The organism is Allobosea sp. P4_E12 (assembly GCF_056401655.1).
Genome location: NZ_JBFUIY010000001.1, coordinates 281,467 through 302,228, shown reverse-complemented (window position 1 = coordinate 302,228; position 20,762 = coordinate 281,467). Strand labels below are relative to the sequence as shown.

The following is a 20,762-nucleotide window of genomic DNA, read 5'->3' as shown; positions in this document are numbered from 1 at the left end:
GTCGATCCTGTCATCGCATCCTCCCTCGACCGGCCCGGCCCCTCAGCCATGTTCCGGTCACAATTGCGATCGTAGCCGCCGAATCCGCCTTGTCAATATTTCATCGACGATTTATCGATGAATTGTCGAAACGAATTCACGCCACGCTGGGAGAGTGTCATGACGGCGAGCCATTGGGATTTCTGGATCGACCGCGGCGGCACCTTCACCGACGTGATCGGCCGCGATCCGGCAGGCAAGCTTCACGCCAGGAAGCTGCTCTCGGAGAATCCGGGTGCCTATCGCGATGCAGCCGTCCAGGGCATTCGCGACCATCTCGGCCTCAAGGCCGGCGAGCTCATCCCTGCCGGACGCATCGGCGAGGTGCGCATGGGCACCACGGTTGCGACGAACGCCCTGCTCGAGCGCAAAGGTGACCGCACGCTGCTCGTCACCACGAAGGGTTTCCGCGATGCGCTGCGCATCGGCTACCAGGCGCGGCCCGACATCTTCGCCAAGGAGATCATCAAGCCCGAGCAGCTCTACGAGGCGGTGGTCGAGATCGCGGAACGCGTGCTGGCCGATGGCGCGGTCGAACGGGCTCCGGACGAGGCCGCGATCCGCACGGCCCTGCAGGAACAGTACGATGCCGGTTTCCGCGCCGTGGCGATCGCCTTCATGCACGCCTATCGCTATCCCCAACATGAGCAGGTGGCAGCGCGCATCGCCCGAGAGATCGGCTTTCCGCAGGTGTCGGTCAGCCACGAGGTCTCGCCGCTGATCAAGCTGGTCGGGCGTGGCGATACGGCTGTGGTCGATGCCTATCTCTCGCCGATTCTCGGGCGCTATGTCGCGCAGGTTTCCGAAGAGCTCGACATCGGGCGCACCGGCGCACGGCTGATGTTCATGATGTCGTCCGGTGGCCTCACCGCGGCAGAGCTGTTCCAGGGCAAGGATGCGATCCTGTCCGGCCCCGCCGGGGGCGTCGTCGGCCTGGCCGAGACCGGGCGTTCGGCCGGGTTCGACAAGGTGATCGGCTTCGACATGGGTGGCACCTCCACCGATGTCGCGCATTTCGATGGCGAGTATGAGCGCGCTTTCGAGACCGAGGTCGCCGGCGTGCGGATGCGCGCGCCGATGATGCTGATCCATACGGTTGCGGCTGGTGGCGGCTCGATCCTGCATTTCGACGGTGCGCGCTTCCGCGTCGGCCCGGATTCGGCCGGCGCCAATCCGGGGCCGGCCGCCTATCGACGCGGAGGCCCGCTCGCGGTCACCGACGCGAACGTCATGGTCGGCAAGCTGATCCCGACCTATTTCCCGGCGATCTTTGGCGAGCAGCATGATCAACCGCTCGATGTGGACGCGGTCCGCGCCAAATTCGCGAAGCTCGCGGCCGAGGTCGGCGACGGCCGCAGCGCCGAAGAGGTCGCTGACGGGTTTATCCAGATCGCTGTTGCGAACATGGCGGAGGCGATCAAGAAGATCTCCGTTCAGCGCGGTTACGACATCACCCGCTATGCCTTGAACTCCTTTGGCGGTGCGGGCGGACAGCACGCCTGCCTCGTCGCCGATGCGCTCGGCATCAAGACCGTGCTGCTGCACCCGTTCTCCGGCCTGCTCTCGGCCTATGGCATGGGGCTCGCCGAAATCCGCTCGACGCGGACGGCCGCACTCGACGTACCGCTCGATGCCGAGGTCAAGGCTGCGATTGCGGAGGTGGCCGAGCGGCTCAGCGCCGAGACGCGTTCCGAATTGATCGGACAAGGGGTGCCAGATGGCGAGATCGCCATCCATATCCGAGCCCATATCCGCTATGCCGGCACCGATACGGCGATCGCGATTGCGTCCGGCAGCCGGGCCGAGATGCAGGAAGCTTTCCAGGTCGCGCATAAGGCGCGCTTCGGCTTCATGGACGAGACCAAGGCCTTGGTCGTCGAGGCGGTCGAGGTCGAGGCCGTTGGCGGGGGCGCCAGGTTCGAGGAGGCGGCGGCAGGCGAGCGGGCCGGTGAACCGGCGGTTGCCGAACGCACGCGCCTGTTCTCGAAGGGGCAGTGGCACGAAGCCGCGATCGTGCGGCGCGAAGCGATGGCTCCGGGGCAGAGCGTCGCGGGACCCGCCATCATCATCGAAGCGAACCAGACCGTCGTCGTTGAGGATGGCTGGACTGCGAAGCTGACGGCCAAGGACCATCTCGTCCTGCATCGCAGCAAGGCGCTGGTGCAGAATGCCGCGATCGGCACCAAGGCCGATCCCGTCATGCTCGAGATCTTCAACAACCTGTTCATGTCGATCGCCGAGCAGATGGGCGTGACGCTGCAGAACACCGCCTATTCCGTGAACATCAAGGAGCGGCTCGACTTCTCCTGCGCCGTGTTCGACTCGACCGCGAGCCTCGTCGCCAACGCGCCGCATATGCCGGTGCATCTCGGCTCGATGGACAAGTCGGTCGAGACGGTGATCAGGAACAACCCCGTCATCCGGCCGGGCGACGTCTACTGCCTCAATGCGCCCTATAATGGCGGCACGCATCTGCCCGACATCACGGTCTGCACCCCGGTCTTCGATGCCGAGGACCGGAATATCCTGTTCTGGGTGGCGAGCCGCGGCCACCATGCCGATGTCGGTGGCGTGGCGCCCGGCTCGATGTCGCCGCTGGCGACGCATATCGAGGAAGAGGGCGTCTATATCGACAATTTCAAGATCGTCGATCAGGGCCGCTTCTGCGAGGAGGAGCTGGTCAAGCTGCTGACTGGCGCTCGCTATCCCGTCCGCAACGTCGTGCAGAACGTCAACGACCTCAAGGCGCAGATCGCCGCCAATGAGAAGGGTGTGGCGGAGCTGAAGAAGATGATCCGCTCCTTCGGCCTCGATGTGGTCCAGGCCTATATGGGCCATGTCCAGGACAATGCAGCCGAGAGCGTCGCACGGCTGCTCGCCAAGCTGCATGATTGCGAGTTCACCTATCCGATGGATCAGGGCTGCGCGATCAAGGTGAAGATCACGATCGATCGTTCGAGGCGCGAGGCGACGGTCGATTTCACCGGCACCTCGCCGCAGCGCGAGGACAATTTCAACGCGCCTGCGCCGGTGACCCGTGCGGCGGTGCTCTATGTCTTCCGCGTCATGGTCGATGACGCGATTCCCATGAACGCGGGCTGCCTGCGACCGATCAGGATCGTCGTGCCGGAAGGCTCGATGCTGGCGCCGCACTACCCGGCCGCCGTCGTTGCCGGCAATGTCGAGGTCAGCCAGGCTGTCACCAATACGCTGTTCGGTGCGCTCGAGGCGATGTCGGCCTCGCAGGGGACGATGAACAACCTGACCTTCGGCAATGATCAGTATCAGTACTACGAGACGATCTGCTCCGGCTCGCCGGCGGGGCCGGGATTCAATGGAACCTCCGGCGTGCATGTCCACATGACCAATTCGCGCCTGACCGATCCGGAGATCCTGGAGACGCGTTTCCCCGTCGTGCTTGAGGATTTCCATATTCGTCCGGGCTCGGGCGGCAAGGGAGAATGGAATGCCGGCGATGGCACGAGCCGCACGATCCGCTTCCGCGAGCGGATGGACTGCGCGATCCTCGCCTCGCATCGCCGCGTGCGCCCCTTCGGCGTCAAGGGCGGTGAAGCGGGGCAGCTCGGCAAGACGATCGTGCGCCGGCTTTCCGGCGCCGTCGAGGAACTGAAGCCGAGCGACCAGACGCTGCTCGAGGCGGGCGAGGCCGTGACCGTGATCACGCCGACGGCAGGAGGCTATGGAAAAGCGAAGGGCTGACGCTTAGGTCCTGTCTCCACACGGGAGATGGATATGCCTCAGACCTGGATGATCACCGGCGCCAATCGCGGCATCGGCCTTGCTCTTGCTACCGCCCTGGTGGCGCGTGGCGACCATGTCATCGCCGCCGCGCGCGATCCGGCAAGTCCCGGCCTTGCGGCGCTGGTCGCCAAGCATGGCGGGCTCGTCACGCCGGTCACCCTCGATGTGACGTCCGATGCGAGCGTCGCCGCTGCCAAGGCTGCGCTCGCCGACCGACCGATCGATGTCCTGGTCAACAATGCAGGCGTCTACGGCCCGCGCGACAAGCAGGGCGCGCTCGACATGGATTTTGACGCCTGGCGCGACGTGTTCGAGGTCAATGTCTATGCGCCGCTGCGCGTGGCGCAGGCATTCCTGCCCAATGTCGAGGCCTCGCAAGGGCGCAAGATCGCGACGATCAGCAGCCGCATGGGCTCAATCGCCGGCAATCCCTCGGGAGCGCTCGCCTATCGCTCTTCGAAATCGGCCGTGAACATGGCCATGGTCGTGTTCGGCAACGCCGTGCGCGAGCGCGGCGTCAGCATCCTGCTGTTCCATCCGGGCTGGGTGCAGACCGACATGGGCGGTGGCGGAGCCGACATTCCGCCGACAGAAAGCGCCGCCGGCCTGATCGCAACGATCGACCGGTCCGGCATCTCCGACACCAACAGCTTCCGGACCTGGAAGGGCGAAGCGATCGCCTGGTGAGGCCTGAGGCGGCGGATCAACTGGCGCGCGACGAGCCCAGCCAGAGGCCGCCGCCAATCAGGAAGCCGCCGCTGACGCGCGAGAGCAGGCGCACGCGCTTCTGCGACAGCAGCCGTCCCGCCCGCCCCGAAAGCAGCGCATAGCCGCTGTCGCTGACCGCGGCGAAGAGCATCGCGGTCAGCCCCATGATCGCGATCTGCGTGACGTGATCGCGGGCGGGGTCGAGAAATTGCGGGAAGAAGGCACCAAAGAAGGGCAGTGTCTTCGGATTACTGAGCGCGACCAGGACGCCTTGCAGGAAGAACCCGCCGCGCGGTGCTCGGGCCTGCATGGCGCCATCCTCGACGCCGCCGGCCCGGACCATCTTCCAGCCGAGCCAGATCAGATAGGCGGCGCCGGCGAGCCGCACCCAGTCGAACCAGTGGCCCATCGCCGCGATGACCGAGCTCAGGCCGATGCCGACGATCGCGATCATGATCGCGAGGCCGAGCTGGGTTCCTGCCGCATTCAGGAGCCCGGCGCGGGCACCATGCTTCAGGCTGTTGGCGATGATCAGTGTTACGGTCGGGCCCGGCACGATGACGATGACGAAGCAGGCAACGAGATAAGCGGCAAAAAGCTCGAAGGACATGGCGGCAGTCTCCATCTCGATTGCTGAGTCATCTCAGCCTGGGGCCGATGAGTCGAGCCCCCTCGTGCCGCTGGCGAAAGGGACCAGGAGTATGTCGGCCTTTGCCTTCACTGTTCTGCCGCTGGCGCCCGAGCGCTGGCCGGATCTCGAGGATCTCTTCGGTCCGAAGGGGCCCTGCTATGGCTGCTGGTGCAACCATTTCCGCATGCCCCAGAAGCAGCGCCTGCCGCTATTGGGGGAGGGGGCCCGGCAATTGTTCGAGCAACGGGTTCGCGAGGGGCCGCCCCCTGGCGTCCTGGCCCATGATCACGAGACCTGTGTCGGCTGGCTCCAGGTCGGCCCTCGGCGCGACATTCCCGAATGGAACAATCCGCGGCGCGCCTCGACGCCGCTGCCGGATGCACCGGCCGACGATGAGCGCGTCTGGGCGGCGTCCTGTTTCTTCGTCCGCAAGGCGTGGCGGGGCAGGGGCGTCACGGCGGCGCTGCTCGACGGCGCGATCATTTTCGCGCGCGAGAACGGGGCCCGCCTGCTCGAGGCTGCCCCCATGGACCATGAATTCAAGCGTAGCAGCGAGGGCCTTTATGTCGGCCCCGAGCGGGTCTTCCTGCGAGCCGGCTTCGTCGAGGTCGCGCGGCAGAAGGAGGGGCGGCCGCTGATGCGGCTCGCACTCTGAGTGATATCACGCTTCATCGAGAATGAACTCGCGGATCGTCGCGAACGCGGCCTCTGGGTCGTCGCCGACGATGCCGTGGCCGCAACCAGCGAAACGCTTGAAACGAACCGATTCGGGCGGAAGGCACGCTGCAATCGTCTCGCTGAAGGCAATCGGCGTGATGGGGTCTTCCTCGCCGCCCATAACGAGGACTGGGCAATTCACGGCTCCTAGCGCAGCGCGAAAGTCGAAGCGGCCCTGTTCGTTGTGCGGCCCATTGAACCAGACGCCTGTCTCGTTGCGCGAGATGAGCCTTTGTATCCAATCGGTCGAGCCGATTCGCGGTCGCGCTGCGTAGAGCGGAAAGCAAATCTCAGTATAGGGCGCACGTGTCTCAGGCGCTGGCGCCGACCAGTAGTTCCGGGCCGCCTGACTGGCTCTTGGACCACCGACCCGTTCGAAGGCTGCGTAGACCGCCGGGAAATCGAACTTGGCGGCCGTGGAAATCAGGATCAGCTTGGCGGCATGCCCGGGATGGCGCGTCGCATAGGCCTGCGCGACAAAGCCACCGAATGACGTGCCGAGGATGATCGGTCTTTCGATGCCGAGTGTGTCGCAGAGCACCTTCAGGTCATCGGCCCACTGGTCCAATGTCCAACTCTCACGCGGGCCGTCTTCGCTGCGGCCGCAGCCGCGATGATCGTAATAGACGATCTGGGCGATATCGCTCAGTCCGGAGAACCCGGGTTTGTAGATGCTGTGGTCGGCGCCTGGGCCGCCATGAAGCAGGATCAGCGTCGGCTTTTCCCGCATGGCCGGGCCATCGGGCGCGAGCCCCGCACCTTCGATGTCGACATAGAGGCGCACTCCGTTGACAGTGACACGCATCGGTTCGATTCCCCCAGCCGCATCCAGGCCTCGAACTGTAAGGGGCGGATGATCGAACTCAATTGTTTCCAGCCTTATGTTGGGAGTTTCCGATGATCCGCATCACGCTTGCCGGCTGCTCCGGCTGGGTCGGCAAGGCGCTTGTCGCTGCAATCGACTCCGCGTCCGACCTTGAGCTTGTTGCGGGTGTCTCGCGCAAGGCAGCAGGCAGCGATCTCGGCGAGGCGGCCGGGCAGCCAGCCAATGGCAAACCGATCTTTGCGACCGTGGGGGAGGCGCTCGCCGTGCCGTCGGATGTCCTGATCGACTATACCAAGCCCGACAGCGTGAAGGGCAATGTGCTGGCAGCCGTTGCGGCGGGGCGCCATGTCGTCGTCGGCGCGTCTGGCATGACCGGCGAGGATTATGCGGAGATCGAGGCCGCTGCGTTCAAGGCCGGCGTCGGCGTGCTTGCCGCGGGCAATTTCTCGATCACCGCGACGCTGCTGCGCCGCTTTGCCCGCGAAGCGGTGAAATATGTGCCGGATGTCGAGATCATCGACTACGCCTCTGCGTCGAAGCCGGACACGCCGTCCGGAACCGGGCGCGAACTCGCCGAGACGCTTGGTGCCGAGCGTATGGCCGGAACCGCGAAGCCCGTTGCGGAGCTCGGCGGCGCCCGCGAGACGCGCGGCGCCGCAATTGGTGCGCCGCATGCGGTACAGGTCCATTCGCTGCGGATGCCGGGCTTCGTCCTTTCCTGCGAGGCGGTCTTCGGCCTCCCGGACGAGCGGCTGGTGATCCGGCATGATGCCGGCACCTCTGCTGCGCCTTATGTCGGCGGTACCTTGCTGGCGGCGCGGCGGGTTGCGGACCAGATCGGGCTTCGGCGTGGCCTGGACAGCCTGATGGCCTGATCCACTGGCGTTGCCGGTTGTCTTTCGCACGCGAGGCGGCTTCGACAGCTCGGTCCGTATCCGGCTAACTTGTTGATTTTTATTGCGTTCCTCCTGTCGTGTTAACCTAACGTTCGTTCGCATCTGCGAAGGGAAGGGCGGCGACGACAAGGGGGCAACGCGATGCGGCAATTGGGGCTGACTGCGAAGATCACCATGCTGTTTGCGCTCATGGGGATTGCCGCTGGCCTCGGGTTGTTCAGCGCGGTTCGGGGCTTTGACGCGGTCCGCGAAATCGATCGCGATGCTTTCTCGAGCATGGCCTTGGTCAACCGCGCGGCGCTGCTCTCGAATCGCGTGGCGCAGGCCTCGCTGCTCAGCCGCTTCGATGACGCGGCCACGCCGCGTGCGATCGAGACCGCGCTCGATTCCCTTGATGGAGCTGTGGAGCTGGTCGATGCCGCACGAGCCAGTCTGATCTCTTCGTTGCCGGGCGAATTCCGCGACGCCAATCCGACCTTGGATGCCCGGATCAGGACGTTCATTTCATTCCAGCGCGACATCGTCACGATGGGGCGCGAGGTCTCGGCAAAGGCCGCGCTCATCGAGGCCTCGGCCGAGGCGGCGCGCGAGAATGTCCGCCAGATCATCCTCGTCACGTCGAAGCTCGCCGATGGCCTGGACAGGCGTGCGCAGCTCGGCGCTGCAGAGGCTGCGGGGCTAGCCCACGCGCTGCGCCTGCGGGTGATCGCGACGGCGGTTGGTCTCCCGCTCGCCTGCGCGCTGCTGGCGATGTACCTGCTCAGGACCCAGCTCACCCGCCCCCTGCGCGATCTGATGGCCGCTATCGCCACCGCGACGGCGACCTCTGCCGTCATCGCGGTGCCGCATGTCCGGCGTCGCGACGAGATTGGCCAGCTTGCCCGCACCGTGCGGGCGCTGAGCGAAGTGCGGGCGACCCTGGTCACCCGCGATGCCGAGGCCCACCGGGCTCTGTTCCACCAGAACCAGCGAACCGAGGAGCTCGGCCGCATCGCCGAGGAATTCGAACACCGGATTGGTGCCGTGCTTCACGATATCGCCGGGTTGAGCGAAGCTCTGCGCACCGCACAACAGGATTCTGCGGTGCGGGCACAGCAGGTCTCGCAGAGCACGGGCACTGCCGCTTCCGCCGTCGACGGGGCGGGGTTGGAGGCACGGCGCATCACCGAGGCAGCCCTGCGCCTGGAGCAGGTGATCGGCCAGATCAATGCCGAAGTGCACCGGGTTTCACAAACGGCGACGGTGGCGACGCAGGATGCCGCTGGCACCTCCGGCCTTGTCCTGCGTCTGACCGAGAATGCGGGGCAAATCCGCGATGTCGTCGACATCATCGAGACGATCGCTCGGCAAACCAATCTGCTTGCGCTGAACGCAACGATCGAGGCGGCGCGCGCCGGCGTGCATGGCCGGGGGTTTGCCGTCGTCGCGAGCGAGGTCAAGGCGCTGGCGGGCCAGACGGCCGACGCGACAGCGCAGATCGTGCGGCGCATTGCAGCGGTCAACGCGGTCCTGTCGCAGGCGGCGCAGGCGGTTTCAGGCATCGTCGCCAGCGTCGGTGCCGTCGAACAGGCCAGCACCGAGATTTCGACCATGGTCGCCTCGCATTCCGAATTGATGGGCTCGCTCGGGGACACGGTCGCGCGTATTTCTGGTGTGACGGAAACGGCTGCGGGCGCAATGGCGGAGATCGCCGAGGCGAATGCGCAGACTGTCGAACAGGCTGGCAGGGGCGCGTTCGGGGCCCGCGACCTCGACGAGCGCATCGCAGCGCTGCAGGGCGAGGCGGAGGAATTCGTCAGGCGCCTGCGCGCCGCCTGATCCCGTTCTGTTCTTGCGCTTGCATTGCGCGAGCGACTCGCGCCTTTGTGCGGCATGATCGCATATCGGATTCCTTCGCGATGAGCTGGTCGCCGCAACAGGATGCCGCGCTGAGCGCGGTCGCACGCTGGCTGCAGGCTGGCGAGCCTCAGGTTTTTCGCCTGTTCGGCTATGCCGGCACGGGCAAGACGACGCTCGCGCGCCATATTGCCGAGGGTGTCGATGGCACAGTCCTCTTCGCCGCCTTCACCGGCAAGGCGGCGCTGGTGCTGCGCAACAAGGGCTGCGATGGCGCCCAGACCATCCATTCATTGATCTACCGCTCGCGTGGCGTCGATGAGGAAAGCCCGACCTTCGTGCTCAACCGCGAGAGCAACGCGGCCAAGGCCGGGCTGATCATCATCGACGAGTGCTCGATGGTCGACGAGGAGTTGGGCAAGGATCTGCTCTCCTTCGGTACGCCGGTCCTTGTGCTGGGGGACCCGGCGCAGTTGCCCCCGGTCAAGGGCGGCGGGTATTTCACCGAGACCGAGCCGGACGTGATGCTGACCGAGGTCCATCGCCAGGCTGCGGACAATCCCATCGTCAGGATGTCGATGATCGTCCGCGAGGGAGGGCGCCTCGATGTCGGCGACTACGGCGAGAGCCGGGTCATTCGCCGCGATGCGGTCAATTCCGAGCTGGTGTTGGGTGCCGATCAGGTCCTGGTCGGCATGAACAAGACGCGCCGGCTCTACAATGCGCGCATCCGGCAGCTCATGGCGCGCGATTCCACCGTGCCGGTCGCGGGTGAGAAGCTCGTCTGCCTGCGCAACGACAAGAGCAAGGGCCTGCTCAATGGCGGCTCCTGGATCGTGCAGGAACTCAAGACCTCGAAGAAGGGCCTGATCACGATGCGAGTCACGCCGGAGGACGATACCGGTGGAAAGCCGGTCAAGGTCTCCGTGATGCCCAATTTCTTCGACGGCACCGAGGAGGAGGTGCCGTGGGAGCTGCGCAAGCACACCGATGAATTCACCTTCGGCTACGCCCTGACGGTCCACAAGGCGCAGGGCTCGCAATGGGATGACATCGTCCTCTTCGACGAGGCCTTTGCCTTTCGCGAGCACCGGGCGCGCTGGCTCTATACCGGGCTGACGCGTGCGGCCGAGACGATCACGGTGGTGGTGTAGCGGCAGACCCCCTGGGATTCACAGGGCCTGCGCCGTGGTCCCCTTGGCAATGATGGGGCCGGTCGGCCTCCCTGTCGGCGAGCCTGTCGCGGGTTCCAGGGTGATCTCGAAGAGCTGATCCTTGCCAAGCGGCAGTTGGTCCAGCCTGAGATGGGTCGAGCGGGCACGCTCGATCAGCCCCACCGAACGCGGGCCCACCGCGCGGTCCCACAGTGTCCAGATTTCGAGGGCCTTGCCTTCGGGAACATGGATTGCCTGCAGCGGCACCATCTCCACCCTGCCGTCGGCGAAGGTGTTGACGACCGCTGCAGCGACGCTGGCTTCGGTCATCAGCACGGCGACCATCACGGGCTGGCGCCTGGCCCGATCGAGGGCGTTCAGGAGACCTGCAGCGAGAACGATTATCGCCAGCGCTCCGGCGAGCGCTGCGCCGCGCCAGACGAAGAGGCTGTTCCACCAATCGGCCAGGCGGCTGGTTGCGGCCGCGGCGGGGCGCGACGCCTGAGCCGGTGCTGCACTGCTCATGCCTGCGGGAGCCGCCTGCTGCGCGGCGGCCGCCAGCTCGGTCTCGATCCGGCTCCATAGCGCGGCTGGCGGCTCGATGGGCGCGGCGGTGGCATCGATGGCCGCGAAGTGAACGCGCCAGCGCTCGACCGCTGCAGCGAGATCAGGATCGGTCTCGAGCTGCTGGTCGAAGGCCGTGAGGTCGGCCCCCTCGATCAGGCCAAGCACATATTCGCCCGCCAGCGCGGTGCGCTCCTCCGGGCCGAGAGATCTGGTGGAGGAGGGGCTCATCCGAGGCACTCCTTGAGCGAGATCAGGGAGCGGCGAATCCAGGATTTGACGGTGCCGATCGGCATTTTGAGGCGACCGGCGATCTCGCCATGGGTCAACCCCTGGACGAAGGCAAGCAGCACGATGCCGCGCCGCTGCGGTGGCAGCGTCTCCAGGCAGGCGCGGAGTGCCTTGGCGTCGGACAGTTTCGACATCACCGTCTCAGGATCGTCCTCTTCGCTCGCGGTTTCCTCGGCGACAGGCATATCGGTGGTTTCCGTGCGCTTCTCATCCCGCAGGATCGAGAGCGAGCGGTTGCGCAGGATCGCGTAGATCCAGGTCAAGCCGGCACCGCGCTGCGGATCGAACCGCGTCGCATGTCGCCAGATCAGGACGAAGGTATCCTGCACTGCCTCCTCGGCCAGCGCGCGCCGCTTGAGCAGACGCTGGGCCACGCCGATCATACGCGCGGCCTCGGCGTCGTAGATGCGCTTGAGCGCAAGTTTATCTCCGGAGGCACAGTCGCGCAGCGCGGTTTCGATGTCCGTAGCCTTTGGCGGCACTACGGCGTTCATCGCCATCCCTGTCTCCTCCTCGGCGCAGCGCCTCAGCCTTGCGCGAATAGATGAATACGCGGCTCGGCCAGCTTCGGATGCGTCTCAGTTTTTTGTTTTTTCCGTCGCATCCGCTCCTGTGCCGCAAGCTTACCCAGATTGGGTGCCGCGCCAGGTCAGGCGGCGAACAGCCCTCGAAACAATGCGGCAGACGATTGGGAGGATAACATGCAGATTGCACGCGCCACACGCCTCGCGCTGATTGCTTCCACGATCCTGGGGGCTTCCTTCGCCGCGACCTTGGCAGCCCCCGCCGGAACCCTCGCCGCCCTGACGGGCGACGACACGCTGACAATGATCGATACGGCGACGCAGAAGGCCGGCAAGTCCATCAAGGTCACCGGCATGACCGGCAAGATCGCCGGCATCGATATTCGCCCCGCCGACGGAATGCTCTACGCGCTGTCGACCGACGGCACGATCTTCACGGTCGATATGACGAGCGGGAAAGCGACGATGAAGTCGAAGATGGATACCACGCTTGCCGCCGGCATGATGGCGACGGTCGATTTCAACCCGGCCGCCGACCGGTTGCGGGTCATCGGCGCCGACGGCACAAACCTTCGCGTCAATGTCGAGGACGGCAAGACCACGGTCGACGGCAAGTTGAAATTCGCCGAGACCGACATGCACAAGGGCGAGACGCCGATGGTCGTTGCCGGCGCCTATTCCAACTCGGTGAAGGGCACCAAGGAGACGGCGCTCTACGATATCGACGCCAAGATCGGCGGGTTGCTGAAACAGGCGCCGCCGAATGACGGCGTGCTGGGCGCTGTCGGCAAGCTCGGCGTCACAGGGAAGGCGATCGCCTTCGATATCGAGACCGATGCGTCAGGCGCCAATACCGGCTGGCTGCTGGCGGACGGCACCCTGCATAAAGTCGATCTGGCAACGGGCAAGGCTTCGATGGTGGGCAAGGTCACCGGGCTGAACGGGCCGGTGCGCGACGTCGCGGCGCTGCCGGCGATGTAGGCAAACGGGACCGAAACCGCCTCGGAGGGGCCGCCACGCCGCAGGGCGTGGCGGTCTTTCGATGTTCTATCTCGGCGCACCGCATCGGGGTATGCGATTTTTGCCATAGTTGGCCCGGATGCTCGGTTTTGCCTGCTCAAGGCGAGGGAGCCGTCGATGGCGCGCGATTCGCGGTTGAATATTCTCGGTTTGCAGCGCTTCGGCTTGGGGCTCCGACCTGGCGATCTCACGGCGATCGGCGGCGACGCCCGGGACCTCTTTCTCGATGAGGTCAAGCGCAGGAGCGTTCCCGTTCCGATTGGCCTCGAGCTCGTCGGGCAGGCGCAGATCGGATCGGCGTTCTATGCCTTCCAGGATAAGGAGAAGGCCGAGCGAGAGGCCCCGCGCCCGGCCATGCAGGCGGCGATGATGCCTGCCCCGGGCGGGATGAACGAAGGGCAGGGAGCGTCGGCGCCGCCAGCACCATCCGAGCCTCCTTTGCCGCAAAGGATCTATCGCGACGAGGTGGCAGCGCGGATGCGTGCCGGGCTGGAACCGCTCGCCGGTTTTGGCGAGCGGCTGGCGCAGTTCTGGTCGAGCCATTTCTGCATCTCCGTCTCGCAAGGCAACTTCGTGCGGGTGTTGGCGGGAGCCTACGAGCGTGAGGCGATACGCCCCTATGTCTTTGGCCGGTTCGAAGACATGCTCCTGGCCGTCGAGAGCCATCCGGCCATGCTGATCTATCTCGATAATCAGCAATCGATCGGGCCGAACTCTCCGGCAGGCAAGCGCCGCGGCCGCGGGCTCAACGAGAACCTCGCCCGCGAGATCATGGAACTGCATACGCTGGGCGTCTCCGGCGGCTATTCGCAAGGCGATGTGACGAGTCTGGCTCGCATCATCACGGGCTGGACAGTTGCTGGCCGCGACGGCCGGCTCGGCTTCCCCGGCGCCTTTGCCTTCAATGCCGGCGTGCATGAGCCTGGCGTTCATCCGCTGCTCGGCAAGGATTACGAGGAGGCTGGGGCGGAGCAGGGCAGGCTCGCACTGCTCGACCTCGCGCATCATCCCGCGACAGCCCGGCATGTCGCGTTGAAGCTCGCGCGGCATTTCGTGGCGGACGATCCCCCGCCGGCGCTCGTTTCCCAGATGGTGGAAACCTGGCGCCGTACGGAGGGCGATCTCGCCGCGGTATCGGCCGCGCTCATTCAGTCGAACGACGCATGGGGGGCGGAGGCCGCGAAGCTGCGCCAGCCGCAGGAGCTTTTGCTGGCGATGCTGCGGGCGCTTGGACGCAAGCCGGAGTTCGGTCCCATCGCAGGAGCGCTCGCGACGATGGGCCAACCACTCTGGCAGCCCTCGGGACCGAATGGCTTTCCCGGAAACAACGATGCGTGGGCGACACCGGAAGGCATCAAGACGCGGATCGACGTGGCGGCAGCGTGGGGGCGTCAGGCGGCTGGTACCGCCAGCGACCCACGGGCCCTGCTCGAGGCGGTGCTGGGCCCGCTCGCTTCAGCCGAGACCAAACAGGCGGTGGCCCGCGCCGAGAGCAAGCCGCAGGCGATCGCGCTCTTGCTGATGTCGCCCGAATTCCAGCGGAGGTGAGCCAGATGTCAGACGCGATCCGCGACGATGACGACGATTGCGAGGCGATGACACCATCACGCCGGTCCGTGCTGGGGGCGGCAAGCGCGCTCTTCGCCTGGTCATTCATGCCGAAATTCGCCCATGCGGCGGCCGGCAGTCGGGATGCGCGCTTCATCACCGTGGTGCTGCGCGGCGCACTCGACGGCCTCGCCGCCGTTCCGCCGATCGGCGACCCGAACTATGCCGATCTGCGTCAGGATATCGCGCTGCAGCGCGATGGATCGGATGCGGCGTTGCCGCTCGATGGCTTCTTCCACCTCCACCCCGCCATGCCCAACCTCGCCCGGCTCTACGGCCAGGGGCATGCCGCGATCGTGCATGCGGCAGCGACGGGCTATCGCGAGCGCTCGCATTTCGATGGGCAGGATGTGCTGGAAAGCGGTCAGCAAGGCCCGGGACGCGTCGATAGCGGCTGGCTCAACCGCATGATCGCGGCGCTGCCGGCCGGTGAGACGATCGCGCGTCACGGGGTACTCGGGGTCGGTGTGGTGCCACCATTGATCGTCAGGGGCCAGGCCCCGGTGCTGGGCTGGGCGCCGCCGGTGATGCCGCGCGCCGGAGATGATCTGATCCAGCGACTGGGCGACCTTTACGGGCAGCGCGACCCCATGCTGGCAAACGTGCTTGCTCGGGCGATCGAGACCGAGACGATCGTGCTCGGCCAGGGCATGGGCGGCGACAGGATGCGATCACGCGGCGGCCCGGGCAATCCCCAGGGCATGATCCAGATCGCTGAGGGAGCGGCGCGGCTCGTTGGTGCCGATGACGGTCCTCGTATTGCGGCGCTGGCCTTCGAGGGCTGGGATACCCACGCCAACGAGGGCGGCGCCAAGGGGCGGCTCGCCGGGCTGCTCGGCGGGCTCGATGGTGCGTTCAATGCGTTCGAGACCGGGCTGAAGCGGGTCTGGAAGGACACGGTTGTGATGGTCGTCACGGAGTTCGGTCGAACCGCCAGGGTCAACGGCACGGTCGGAACCGATCACGGTACCGGTACTGTCGCGTTCCTGGTCGGCGGCGCGGTCAGGGGCGGTCGTGTGATCGCGGACTGGCCGGGGCTGAAACCGGAGCAGCTCTGGGAGCAGCGCGACCTGAAGCCGACCACGGATATCCGGGCGGTCGCAAAGGGTGTCGTGACCGATCTGTTCGGCCTGTCGGGACCGGTTCTGGCCGAGAAGGTATTTCCCGGCACCGGCGATATTGCGCCGATGCCGGGCTTGGTCGTCTGATCCCGATCAGGCCCAGGCGCGCTTGGCGAGCTTGGCCTCGAAGGCGTCGATCTTCGGCGCCTTCTCCATGGTCAGGCCGATATCGTCGAGCCCGTTCAGCAGGCAGTGCTTGCGGAAGGGGTCGATGTCGAACGTCACCGTGCCGCCATCCGGACCCTTGATTTCCTGCTTTGCGAGATCGACCGTCAGCGTCGCGTTGGAGCCGCGATCGGCGTCGTCGAAGAGCTTCTCAAGGTCTTCGGGCGAGACCACGATCGGCAGGATGCCGTTCTTGAAGCAGTTATTGTAGAAGATGTCGGCAAACGAGGTCGAGATCACGCAGCGGATGCCGAAGTCGAGCAGGGCCCAGGGAGCATGCTCGCGCGACGAGCCGCAGCCGAAATTGTCCCCGGCAACCAGGATCTCCGACTTGCGGTAGGCCGGCTGGTTCAGCACGAAATCGGGGTTCTCAGCGCCATCCTCGTTGTAGCGCATCTCCGCGAACAGCGCGGTGCCCAGCCCGGTGCGCTTGATCGTCTTCAGGTACTGCTTGGGGATGATCATGTCGGTGTCGACATTGATCACCTTCAGCGGCGCCGGGGTGGAGGTCAGGGTGGTGAAGGGCTGCATGGCGAGGGCTCCAACAGGTCTTTCTGGCTAGGATATCGTGACGTGGCCGACAACGCGCTTCACAGCTGCGCGGTCAGGAGTTTGAAGCTGGCGAAGGTGAAGAAGGCGGCAAGGCAGGCCTCGGCACGACGGCGGATCTTGCGATAGCCCGCGATCATGGAGGGGGTCGAAAACAGCAGGGCATATCCCTGATTGATCAGAAGCGAGATCAGCAGGCAGCCGATGATGATGGCATGCACCACAGCCACGGGTGTTTCCGGGCGCAGGCCGAGCGCGATGATCGCGGTCCAGCTCAAGATCGCCTTCGGGTTGGTCAGGTGCATGAGATAGCCGCGCAAATAGATGCGATGCCCCGAAACCGTGGCTTTCGGCGGGGGCATGTCCACTCGCATCGCTGAACGCGCCGATCGCCAGGCGAGATAGAGCAGATAGACGCCGCCGACGATCTTGATGGCATAGAGCGCACCGGGATGGGCCACGATCACGGCCGAGACGCCGATGGCGGCCAGGATGCCCCAGGTCAGGGAGCCGGTCGTCACGCCGAGTGCGAGCGTCATTCCGGCGCGCCGACCACGCTCCATCGACGTCGCCATCACGGCAAGATTGCTCGGGCCCGGGCTGGCAACTGCAAGGAAGAACGCGGAATAGACCAGGGCCAGGCTCGGCAGATGCCGGATCAGATCGTCCATCATCGTCTATCGCTCCGCCCCGGCCTCGATCGCTTCCATGTCTTCGTCCGAAAAGCCGAAATGATGGCCGATCTCATGGACCAGGACATGGGTGACGATGGCGCCCAGGCCCTCGTCATGTTCGGACCAGTAGTCGAGGATCGGACGGCGATAGAGATGGATCATGTTGGGCATCTGGCCCGTTTGCGGGCCCGAGCCCTGCTGTGGCAGGCCGACACCGGTGAAGAGGCCGAGGATGTCGAAGGGGCTCTCGATCTCGAGTTCCTTCAGCACATCGTCCTCGGGGAACTCGGTGACGTTGATGATCAGGTCCGCGCAGAGCGCGCGGAACTCGTCCGGCAGGCGGTCATAGGCGGTCTGCGCGAGGCTTTCGAAATCAGCGGCGCTGGGCGCCTTGACCTCGTCCCAGGCAACAGCGGACGACACCTCGGCGGATGCCGAGGCGCTGGCGGATGCTTTGATCGAAGGCACGGTTCCCATCACCAGATCTTGAGCTGATGCCCCAGCCACCAGGCGAGCAGCACGACACCGACCAGCGACAGCGCGCGACCGATGCGTCTGCCCCAGAGTTCGACAGTGTCGCCTTCAGGTGCGTCGCGGCCGGAGAAGTGATCGGCGGCGCGGCCCATGGAGGAGCTCAGCAGCCCCTCCTCGTCGCGCTTGACGCGCTCCAGCACTGCCTTGGCTTCGGCTGCCCGGGCGGCTTCGCGGGGATCGCCGGTCATGACCTGTGTCCCCGCTCGCGCATCAGCCCATCTGCCTCACATCGACGAAATGACCGACGAGCGCAGCGGCTGCGGCCATTTGCGGCGAGACCAGATGAGTGCGGCCCTTGAAGCCCTGACGACCCTCGAAATTGCGGTTCGAGGTCGAGGCGGCGCGCTGGCCGGGCTTGAGCTGGTCGGGGTTCATGCCGAGGCACATCGAGCAGCCGGGCTCGCGCCATTCGAAGCCGGCGGCGAGGAAGATCTTGTCGAGACCTTCTTCCTCGGCCTGCTGCTTCACCAGGCCGGAGCCGGGGACGATCATGGCATAGTCGAGCGAGCCGGCGATCGTCTTACCCTCGACGATCTTGGCGACGGCGCGCAGATCCTCGATGCGGCCATTGGTGCAGGAACCGATCCAGATCACGTCGAGCGGGATCTCGGTCATCCTGGTGCCGGGCTTCAGGCCCATATAGTCGAGCGCGCGCCATTTCGACGAACGCTTGGTCTCATCGGCGATGTCATCCGGGTTCGGCACGCTTCCCGCGACCGAGATCACGTCCTCGGGGCTGGTGCCCCAGGAGACGATCGGCGGCAGGTTGGCGGCATCGAGCTTGACGATACGGTCGAAATGCGCGCCCTCGTCGGTGCGCAACGTCTCCCAGTAGCGCAGGGCCTCATCCCAGGCCGCACCCTTCGGGGCCTTAGGCCGGCCGTTGAGATAGGCGAAGGCCTTCTCGTCCGGCGCGATCATGCCGGCACGTGCTCCGCCTTCGATCGACATGTTGCAGACCGTCATGCGGCCTTCCATCGAGAGGGAGCGAATGGCCTCGCCGGCATATTCGATGACCGAGCCGGTGCCGCCCGCCGTCCCGATCTCGCCGATGATGGCGAGGGTGACGTCCTTGGCGGTGACGCCCTTGGCCAGAGCGCCGTCCACCTGGACGAGCATGTTCTTGGCCTTCTTCTGGATCAGCGTCTGAGTGGCGAGCACATGCTCGACCTCCGATGTGCCGATGCCATGTGCCAGCGCGCCGAAGGCGCCATGGGTCGAGGTGTGGCTGTCGCCGCAGACGATCGTGGTGCCGGGCAGGGTGAAGCCCTGTTCGGGGCCGACGATGTGGACGATGCCCTGGCGGATATCGAGCTCGTTGAAATACTCGACGCCAAAGTCCTTGGCGTTCCTGGCCAGAGCCTCGACCTGGATGCGGCTCTCCTCCTCGGCGATGCCGGCCTTGCGGTCGGTCGTCGGGATATTGTGGTCGACGACGGCCAGCGTCTTCTCAGGCGCGCGCACCCTGCGGCCGGTCATGCGCAAGCCTTCGAAAGCCTGCGGGCTCGTGACCTCATGCACCAGATGCCGGTCGATATAGAGCAGGCAGGTGCCGTCTTCCTGGCGGTCGACGATGTGGTCGTCGAAAATCTTGTCATAAAGCGTGCGGGGGGCGGTGGACGACGTCATGTCGATAAGCCTCGGTCGTGGAAATCTGTGATGCCGGCGCTCAAGGCCGGCTGGCGCAACGCAAACAGCCTGTCGCCGGCCAACGGGCCGGTCTCAGGCGCGCCTAAGGCCCGCTGCCGCCGAGGTCGTGAAACGACCGAAGAAGCGCCAGGGCAGGCGCGCATGGTCATGCAGCGCCGCAAAATCCTGCGTCGTCGGGATGCGGCGCAGGTTCGCCTCGCGGCGCACGATGCGGCAGCAGTCATCCTCACTGGGCAGGACAGTGTTCATGACGATGTTCTAGCAGTTCCAAACTGTGCCGGCAACGAAGCCGACGCCGGGCCGCCCAACGCAAAACGCGGCCCCGAGGGACCGCGTTCCGGTATTCACTGCAGCGCAGTGGCGCTTACTTGGCAGCCGACTTGTCGCCCTTGGCAGGACGGGCTTCGACGCGCTCGGCGATACGGGCCGACTTGCCGCGACGATCGCGCAGATAATACAGCTTGGCGCGACGGACCTTGCCCTTGCGCACAACCTTGATGGAATCGATGTTCGGCGAATAGAGCGGGAAAACGCGCTCGACACCTTCGCCATAGGAAATCTTGCGGACGGTGAAGGCTTCGTTCAGGCCGCCGCCGTTGCGGGCGATCACGACGCCTTCATAGGCCTGAACGCGGCTACGCTCGCCTTCCTTGACCTTGACGTTGACCTGCACGGTGTCGCCGGGCTGGAAATGCGGGATTTCCTTGCCTGCGCTCAGCTTGGCGATCTGTTCCTGGTCGATCTGCTCGATGATGTTCATGGGTCTCTCCATGGCCGTTGTCGCGTGTGTTCACGCGGGCGTTACGGCTCGCTGTTTTCAGTTGAGTGGCTGGCCATACAGGAGAGGTAGGGCCTTGTCGAGGGGAATGAGGCGCTGGTGTCGCGCGCTATTTCGCTGCCATGCCAGCTTGCCCCTGCCTGAAGACCAGCCAGCCGAACAAAGCCATGTCGGCCAGCACCGTCAAGGCGCCCACGCCGGCAATCGGATCGCCGGTTGCGTTTCCGGAATGAACCAGGGCCACGCCGACGGTCAGGACGAGCGTTCCGAGGATCCAGAACCAGACCTGGATCACCGCGCTTCTGGCGAGGTCCAGGGATGGATGCAGCCGATAGAAGATGCCGAACAGAAACAAGGAGACCCATCCCAAGAGATTGAGATGGGCATGCGCCGGCAACGCCGAATGATCTCGCGAGATTGCCATGACGATGCCCCATATCATGCCAGCGAGGGCGATGAGGACGGCGGCGCGGAAGCTCAGAGTCGATGCTTTCAAGGCAATCTCCCTCGCAGGTCAGGGATCAGAATCCGGTCGGCCGGGCCATCTTTGGTTCTATTGGGACAGGGATTTTCTGGTCAGGATAGAAAGAGGGCAGGTGGATCGCGTCATTTCAATGCAAACTCAATGAAATGGCGAGCAGCCTGGAGTGAGGATGTCCCGATCGAGGCAACAACACAAGATCTGCTTACTTCGTATTGTGACCTCTGACCAAGC

General features: G+C 65.4%; 21 protein-coding genes. 9 read left to right on the top strand and 12 right to left on the bottom strand.

The annotated features are described in order from the left end of the window. Window positions 1–159: 159 nt before the first annotated feature. Both AC1DW9_RS01470 and AC1DW9_RS01465 read left to right on the top strand, forming a co-directional pair. Window positions 160–3,759 carry a hydantoinase B/oxoprolinase family protein gene (locus AC1DW9_RS01470; RefSeq protein ID WP_476775185.1) on the top strand — a complete coding sequence of 1,200 codons (3,600 nt, stop codon included), beginning with the start codon at window positions 160–162 and terminating at the stop codon, window positions 3,757–3,759. 33 nt (window positions 3,760–3,792) lie between these two features. Continuing rightward, on the top strand, window positions 3,793–4,488 hold the full coding sequence (locus AC1DW9_RS01465) for an SDR family oxidoreductase (protein WP_441505217.1): 696 nt from the start codon (window positions 3,793–3,795) through the stop codon (window positions 4,486–4,488). A 16-nt stretch (window positions 4,489–4,504) separates the two neighbouring features. On the opposite strand, the gene AC1DW9_RS01460 is transcribed toward AC1DW9_RS01465, so the two are convergent. Beyond that, window positions 4,505–5,119, bottom strand: a complete 615-nt coding sequence (locus AC1DW9_RS01460) for a LysE family translocator (RefSeq protein WP_476775184.1) — start codon at window positions 5,117–5,119, stop codon at window positions 4,505–4,507. A gap of 91 nt (window positions 5,120–5,210) precedes the next feature. Between AC1DW9_RS01460 and AC1DW9_RS01455 the strand changes: the two genes are divergently transcribed. Next, complete coding sequence (locus AC1DW9_RS01455; protein ID WP_476775183.1) at window positions 5,211–5,795, top strand: GNAT family N-acetyltransferase; 585 nt, start codon at window positions 5,211–5,213, stop codon at window positions 5,793–5,795. A gap of 6 nt (window positions 5,796–5,801) precedes the next feature. Here the strand turns inward: AC1DW9_RS01455 and AC1DW9_RS01450 are convergent, their stop codons facing one another. Next, complete coding sequence (locus AC1DW9_RS01450) at window positions 5,802–6,662, bottom strand: alpha/beta fold hydrolase (protein WP_476775182.1); 861 nt, start codon at window positions 6,660–6,662, stop codon at window positions 5,802–5,804. 92 nt (window positions 6,663–6,754) lie between these two features. Between AC1DW9_RS01450 and dapB the strand changes: the two genes are divergently transcribed. The 3 genes from dapB (at window position 6,755) to AC1DW9_RS01435 (ending at window position 10,569) form a co-directional block, all read left to right on the top strand. After that, complete coding sequence (dapB, locus tag AC1DW9_RS01445; protein WP_476775181.1) at window positions 6,755–7,558, top strand: 4-hydroxy-tetrahydrodipicolinate reductase; 804 nt, start codon at window positions 6,755–6,757, stop codon at window positions 7,556–7,558. Between the two features lie 195 nt (window positions 7,559–7,753). After that, complete coding sequence (locus AC1DW9_RS01440; RefSeq protein ID WP_476775180.1) at window positions 7,754–9,397, top strand: methyl-accepting chemotaxis protein; 1,644 nt, start codon at window positions 7,754–7,756, stop codon at window positions 9,395–9,397. An 80-nt stretch (window positions 9,398–9,477) separates the two neighbouring features. Beyond that, a complete protein-coding gene (locus AC1DW9_RS01435; RefSeq protein ID WP_476775179.1) occupies window positions 9,478–10,569 on the top strand; it encodes an ATP-dependent DNA helicase in 1,092 nt (363 codons plus the stop codon). A gap of 18 nt (window positions 10,570–10,587) precedes the next feature. On the opposite strand, the gene AC1DW9_RS01430 is transcribed toward AC1DW9_RS01435, so the two are convergent. Both AC1DW9_RS01430 and AC1DW9_RS01425 read right to left on the bottom strand, forming a co-directional pair. Further along, window positions 10,588–11,364 (bottom strand): anti-sigma factor, encoded by a 777-nt coding sequence (locus AC1DW9_RS01430; RefSeq protein ID WP_476775178.1) that lies wholly within the window; start codon window positions 11,362–11,364, stop codon window positions 10,588–10,590. Further along, on the bottom strand, window positions 11,361–11,924 hold the full coding sequence (locus AC1DW9_RS01425; protein ID WP_441489463.1) for a sigma-70 family RNA polymerase sigma factor: 564 nt from the start codon (window positions 11,922–11,924) through the stop codon (window positions 11,361–11,363). Before AC1DW9_RS01425 ends, AC1DW9_RS01430 begins: the two co-directional genes overlap by 4 nt. 201 nt (window positions 11,925–12,125) lie before the next feature. Between AC1DW9_RS01425 and AC1DW9_RS01420 the strand changes: the two genes are divergently transcribed. The 3 genes from AC1DW9_RS01420 (at window position 12,126) to AC1DW9_RS01410 (ending at window position 15,784) form a co-directional block, all read left to right on the top strand. Continuing rightward, a complete protein-coding gene (locus tag AC1DW9_RS01420) occupies window positions 12,126–12,929 on the top strand; it encodes a DUF4394 domain-containing protein (protein ID WP_441489462.1) in 804 nt (267 codons plus the stop codon). A 156-nt stretch (window positions 12,930–13,085) separates the two neighbouring features. Beyond that, window positions 13,086–14,516: a DUF1800 domain-containing protein gene (locus tag AC1DW9_RS01415; RefSeq protein WP_476775177.1), complete on the top strand. Its 1,431-nt coding sequence runs from the start codon at window positions 13,086–13,088 to the stop codon at window positions 14,514–14,516. A gap of 5 nt (window positions 14,517–14,521) precedes the next feature. Further along, window positions 14,522–15,784: a DUF1501 domain-containing protein gene (locus AC1DW9_RS01410; RefSeq protein ID WP_476769948.1), complete on the top strand. Its 1,263-nt coding sequence runs from the start codon at window positions 14,522–14,524 to the stop codon at window positions 15,782–15,784. 6 nt (window positions 15,785–15,790) lie between these two features. Here AC1DW9_RS01410 and leuD read toward each other — a convergent pair whose 3' ends face one another. The 8 genes from leuD to AC1DW9_RS01370 all read right to left on the bottom strand — a co-directional run bounded on the left by leuD (window position 15,791) and on the right by AC1DW9_RS01370 (window position 20,543). Further along, window positions 15,791–16,393 carry a 3-isopropylmalate dehydratase small subunit gene (gene leuD / locus AC1DW9_RS01405; RefSeq protein ID WP_043233564.1) on the bottom strand — a complete coding sequence of 201 codons (603 nt, stop codon included), beginning with the start codon at window positions 16,391–16,393 and terminating at the stop codon, window positions 15,791–15,793. Between the two features lie 59 nt (window positions 16,394–16,452). Next, window positions 16,453–17,085 (bottom strand): LysE family translocator, encoded by a 633-nt coding sequence (locus tag AC1DW9_RS01400; protein WP_476775176.1) that lies wholly within the window; start codon window positions 17,083–17,085, stop codon window positions 16,453–16,455. A gap of 3 nt (window positions 17,086–17,088) precedes the next feature. Continuing rightward, the gene (locus tag AC1DW9_RS01395) at window positions 17,089–17,562 is read right to left on the bottom strand and encodes a metallopeptidase family protein (protein WP_441489458.1); all 474 of its coding nucleotides are present in this window, start codon (window positions 17,560–17,562) and stop codon (window positions 17,089–17,091) included. After that, window positions 17,562–17,807, bottom strand: coding sequence for a hypothetical protein (locus AC1DW9_RS01390; protein ID WP_113512190.1), 246 nt, complete (start codon window positions 17,805–17,807; stop codon window positions 17,562–17,564). The genes AC1DW9_RS01395 and AC1DW9_RS01390 overlap by 1 nt, the downstream gene beginning before the upstream one ends. Before the next feature lie 22 nt (window positions 17,808–17,829). Next, entirely contained in the window at window positions 17,830–19,248 is a 1,419-nt protein-coding gene (leuC, locus tag AC1DW9_RS01385; protein WP_476775175.1) for a 3-isopropylmalate dehydratase large subunit, read from the bottom strand. Window positions 19,249–19,341: 93 nt separating this feature from the next. Further along, the gene (locus AC1DW9_RS01380) at window positions 19,342–19,518 is read right to left on the bottom strand and encodes a hypothetical protein (protein WP_162531536.1); all 177 of its coding nucleotides are present in this window, start codon (window positions 19,516–19,518) and stop codon (window positions 19,342–19,344) included. Between the two features lie 115 nt (window positions 19,519–19,633). Continuing rightward, entirely contained in the window at window positions 19,634–20,029 is a 396-nt protein-coding gene (gene rplS / locus AC1DW9_RS01375) for a 50S ribosomal protein L19 (RefSeq protein WP_043233560.1), read from the bottom strand. A 127-nt stretch (window positions 20,030–20,156) separates the two neighbouring features. After that, complete coding sequence (locus tag AC1DW9_RS01370) at window positions 20,157–20,543, bottom strand: hypothetical protein (protein WP_476775174.1); 387 nt, start codon at window positions 20,541–20,543, stop codon at window positions 20,157–20,159. Window positions 20,544–20,762: the final 219 nt, after the last annotated feature.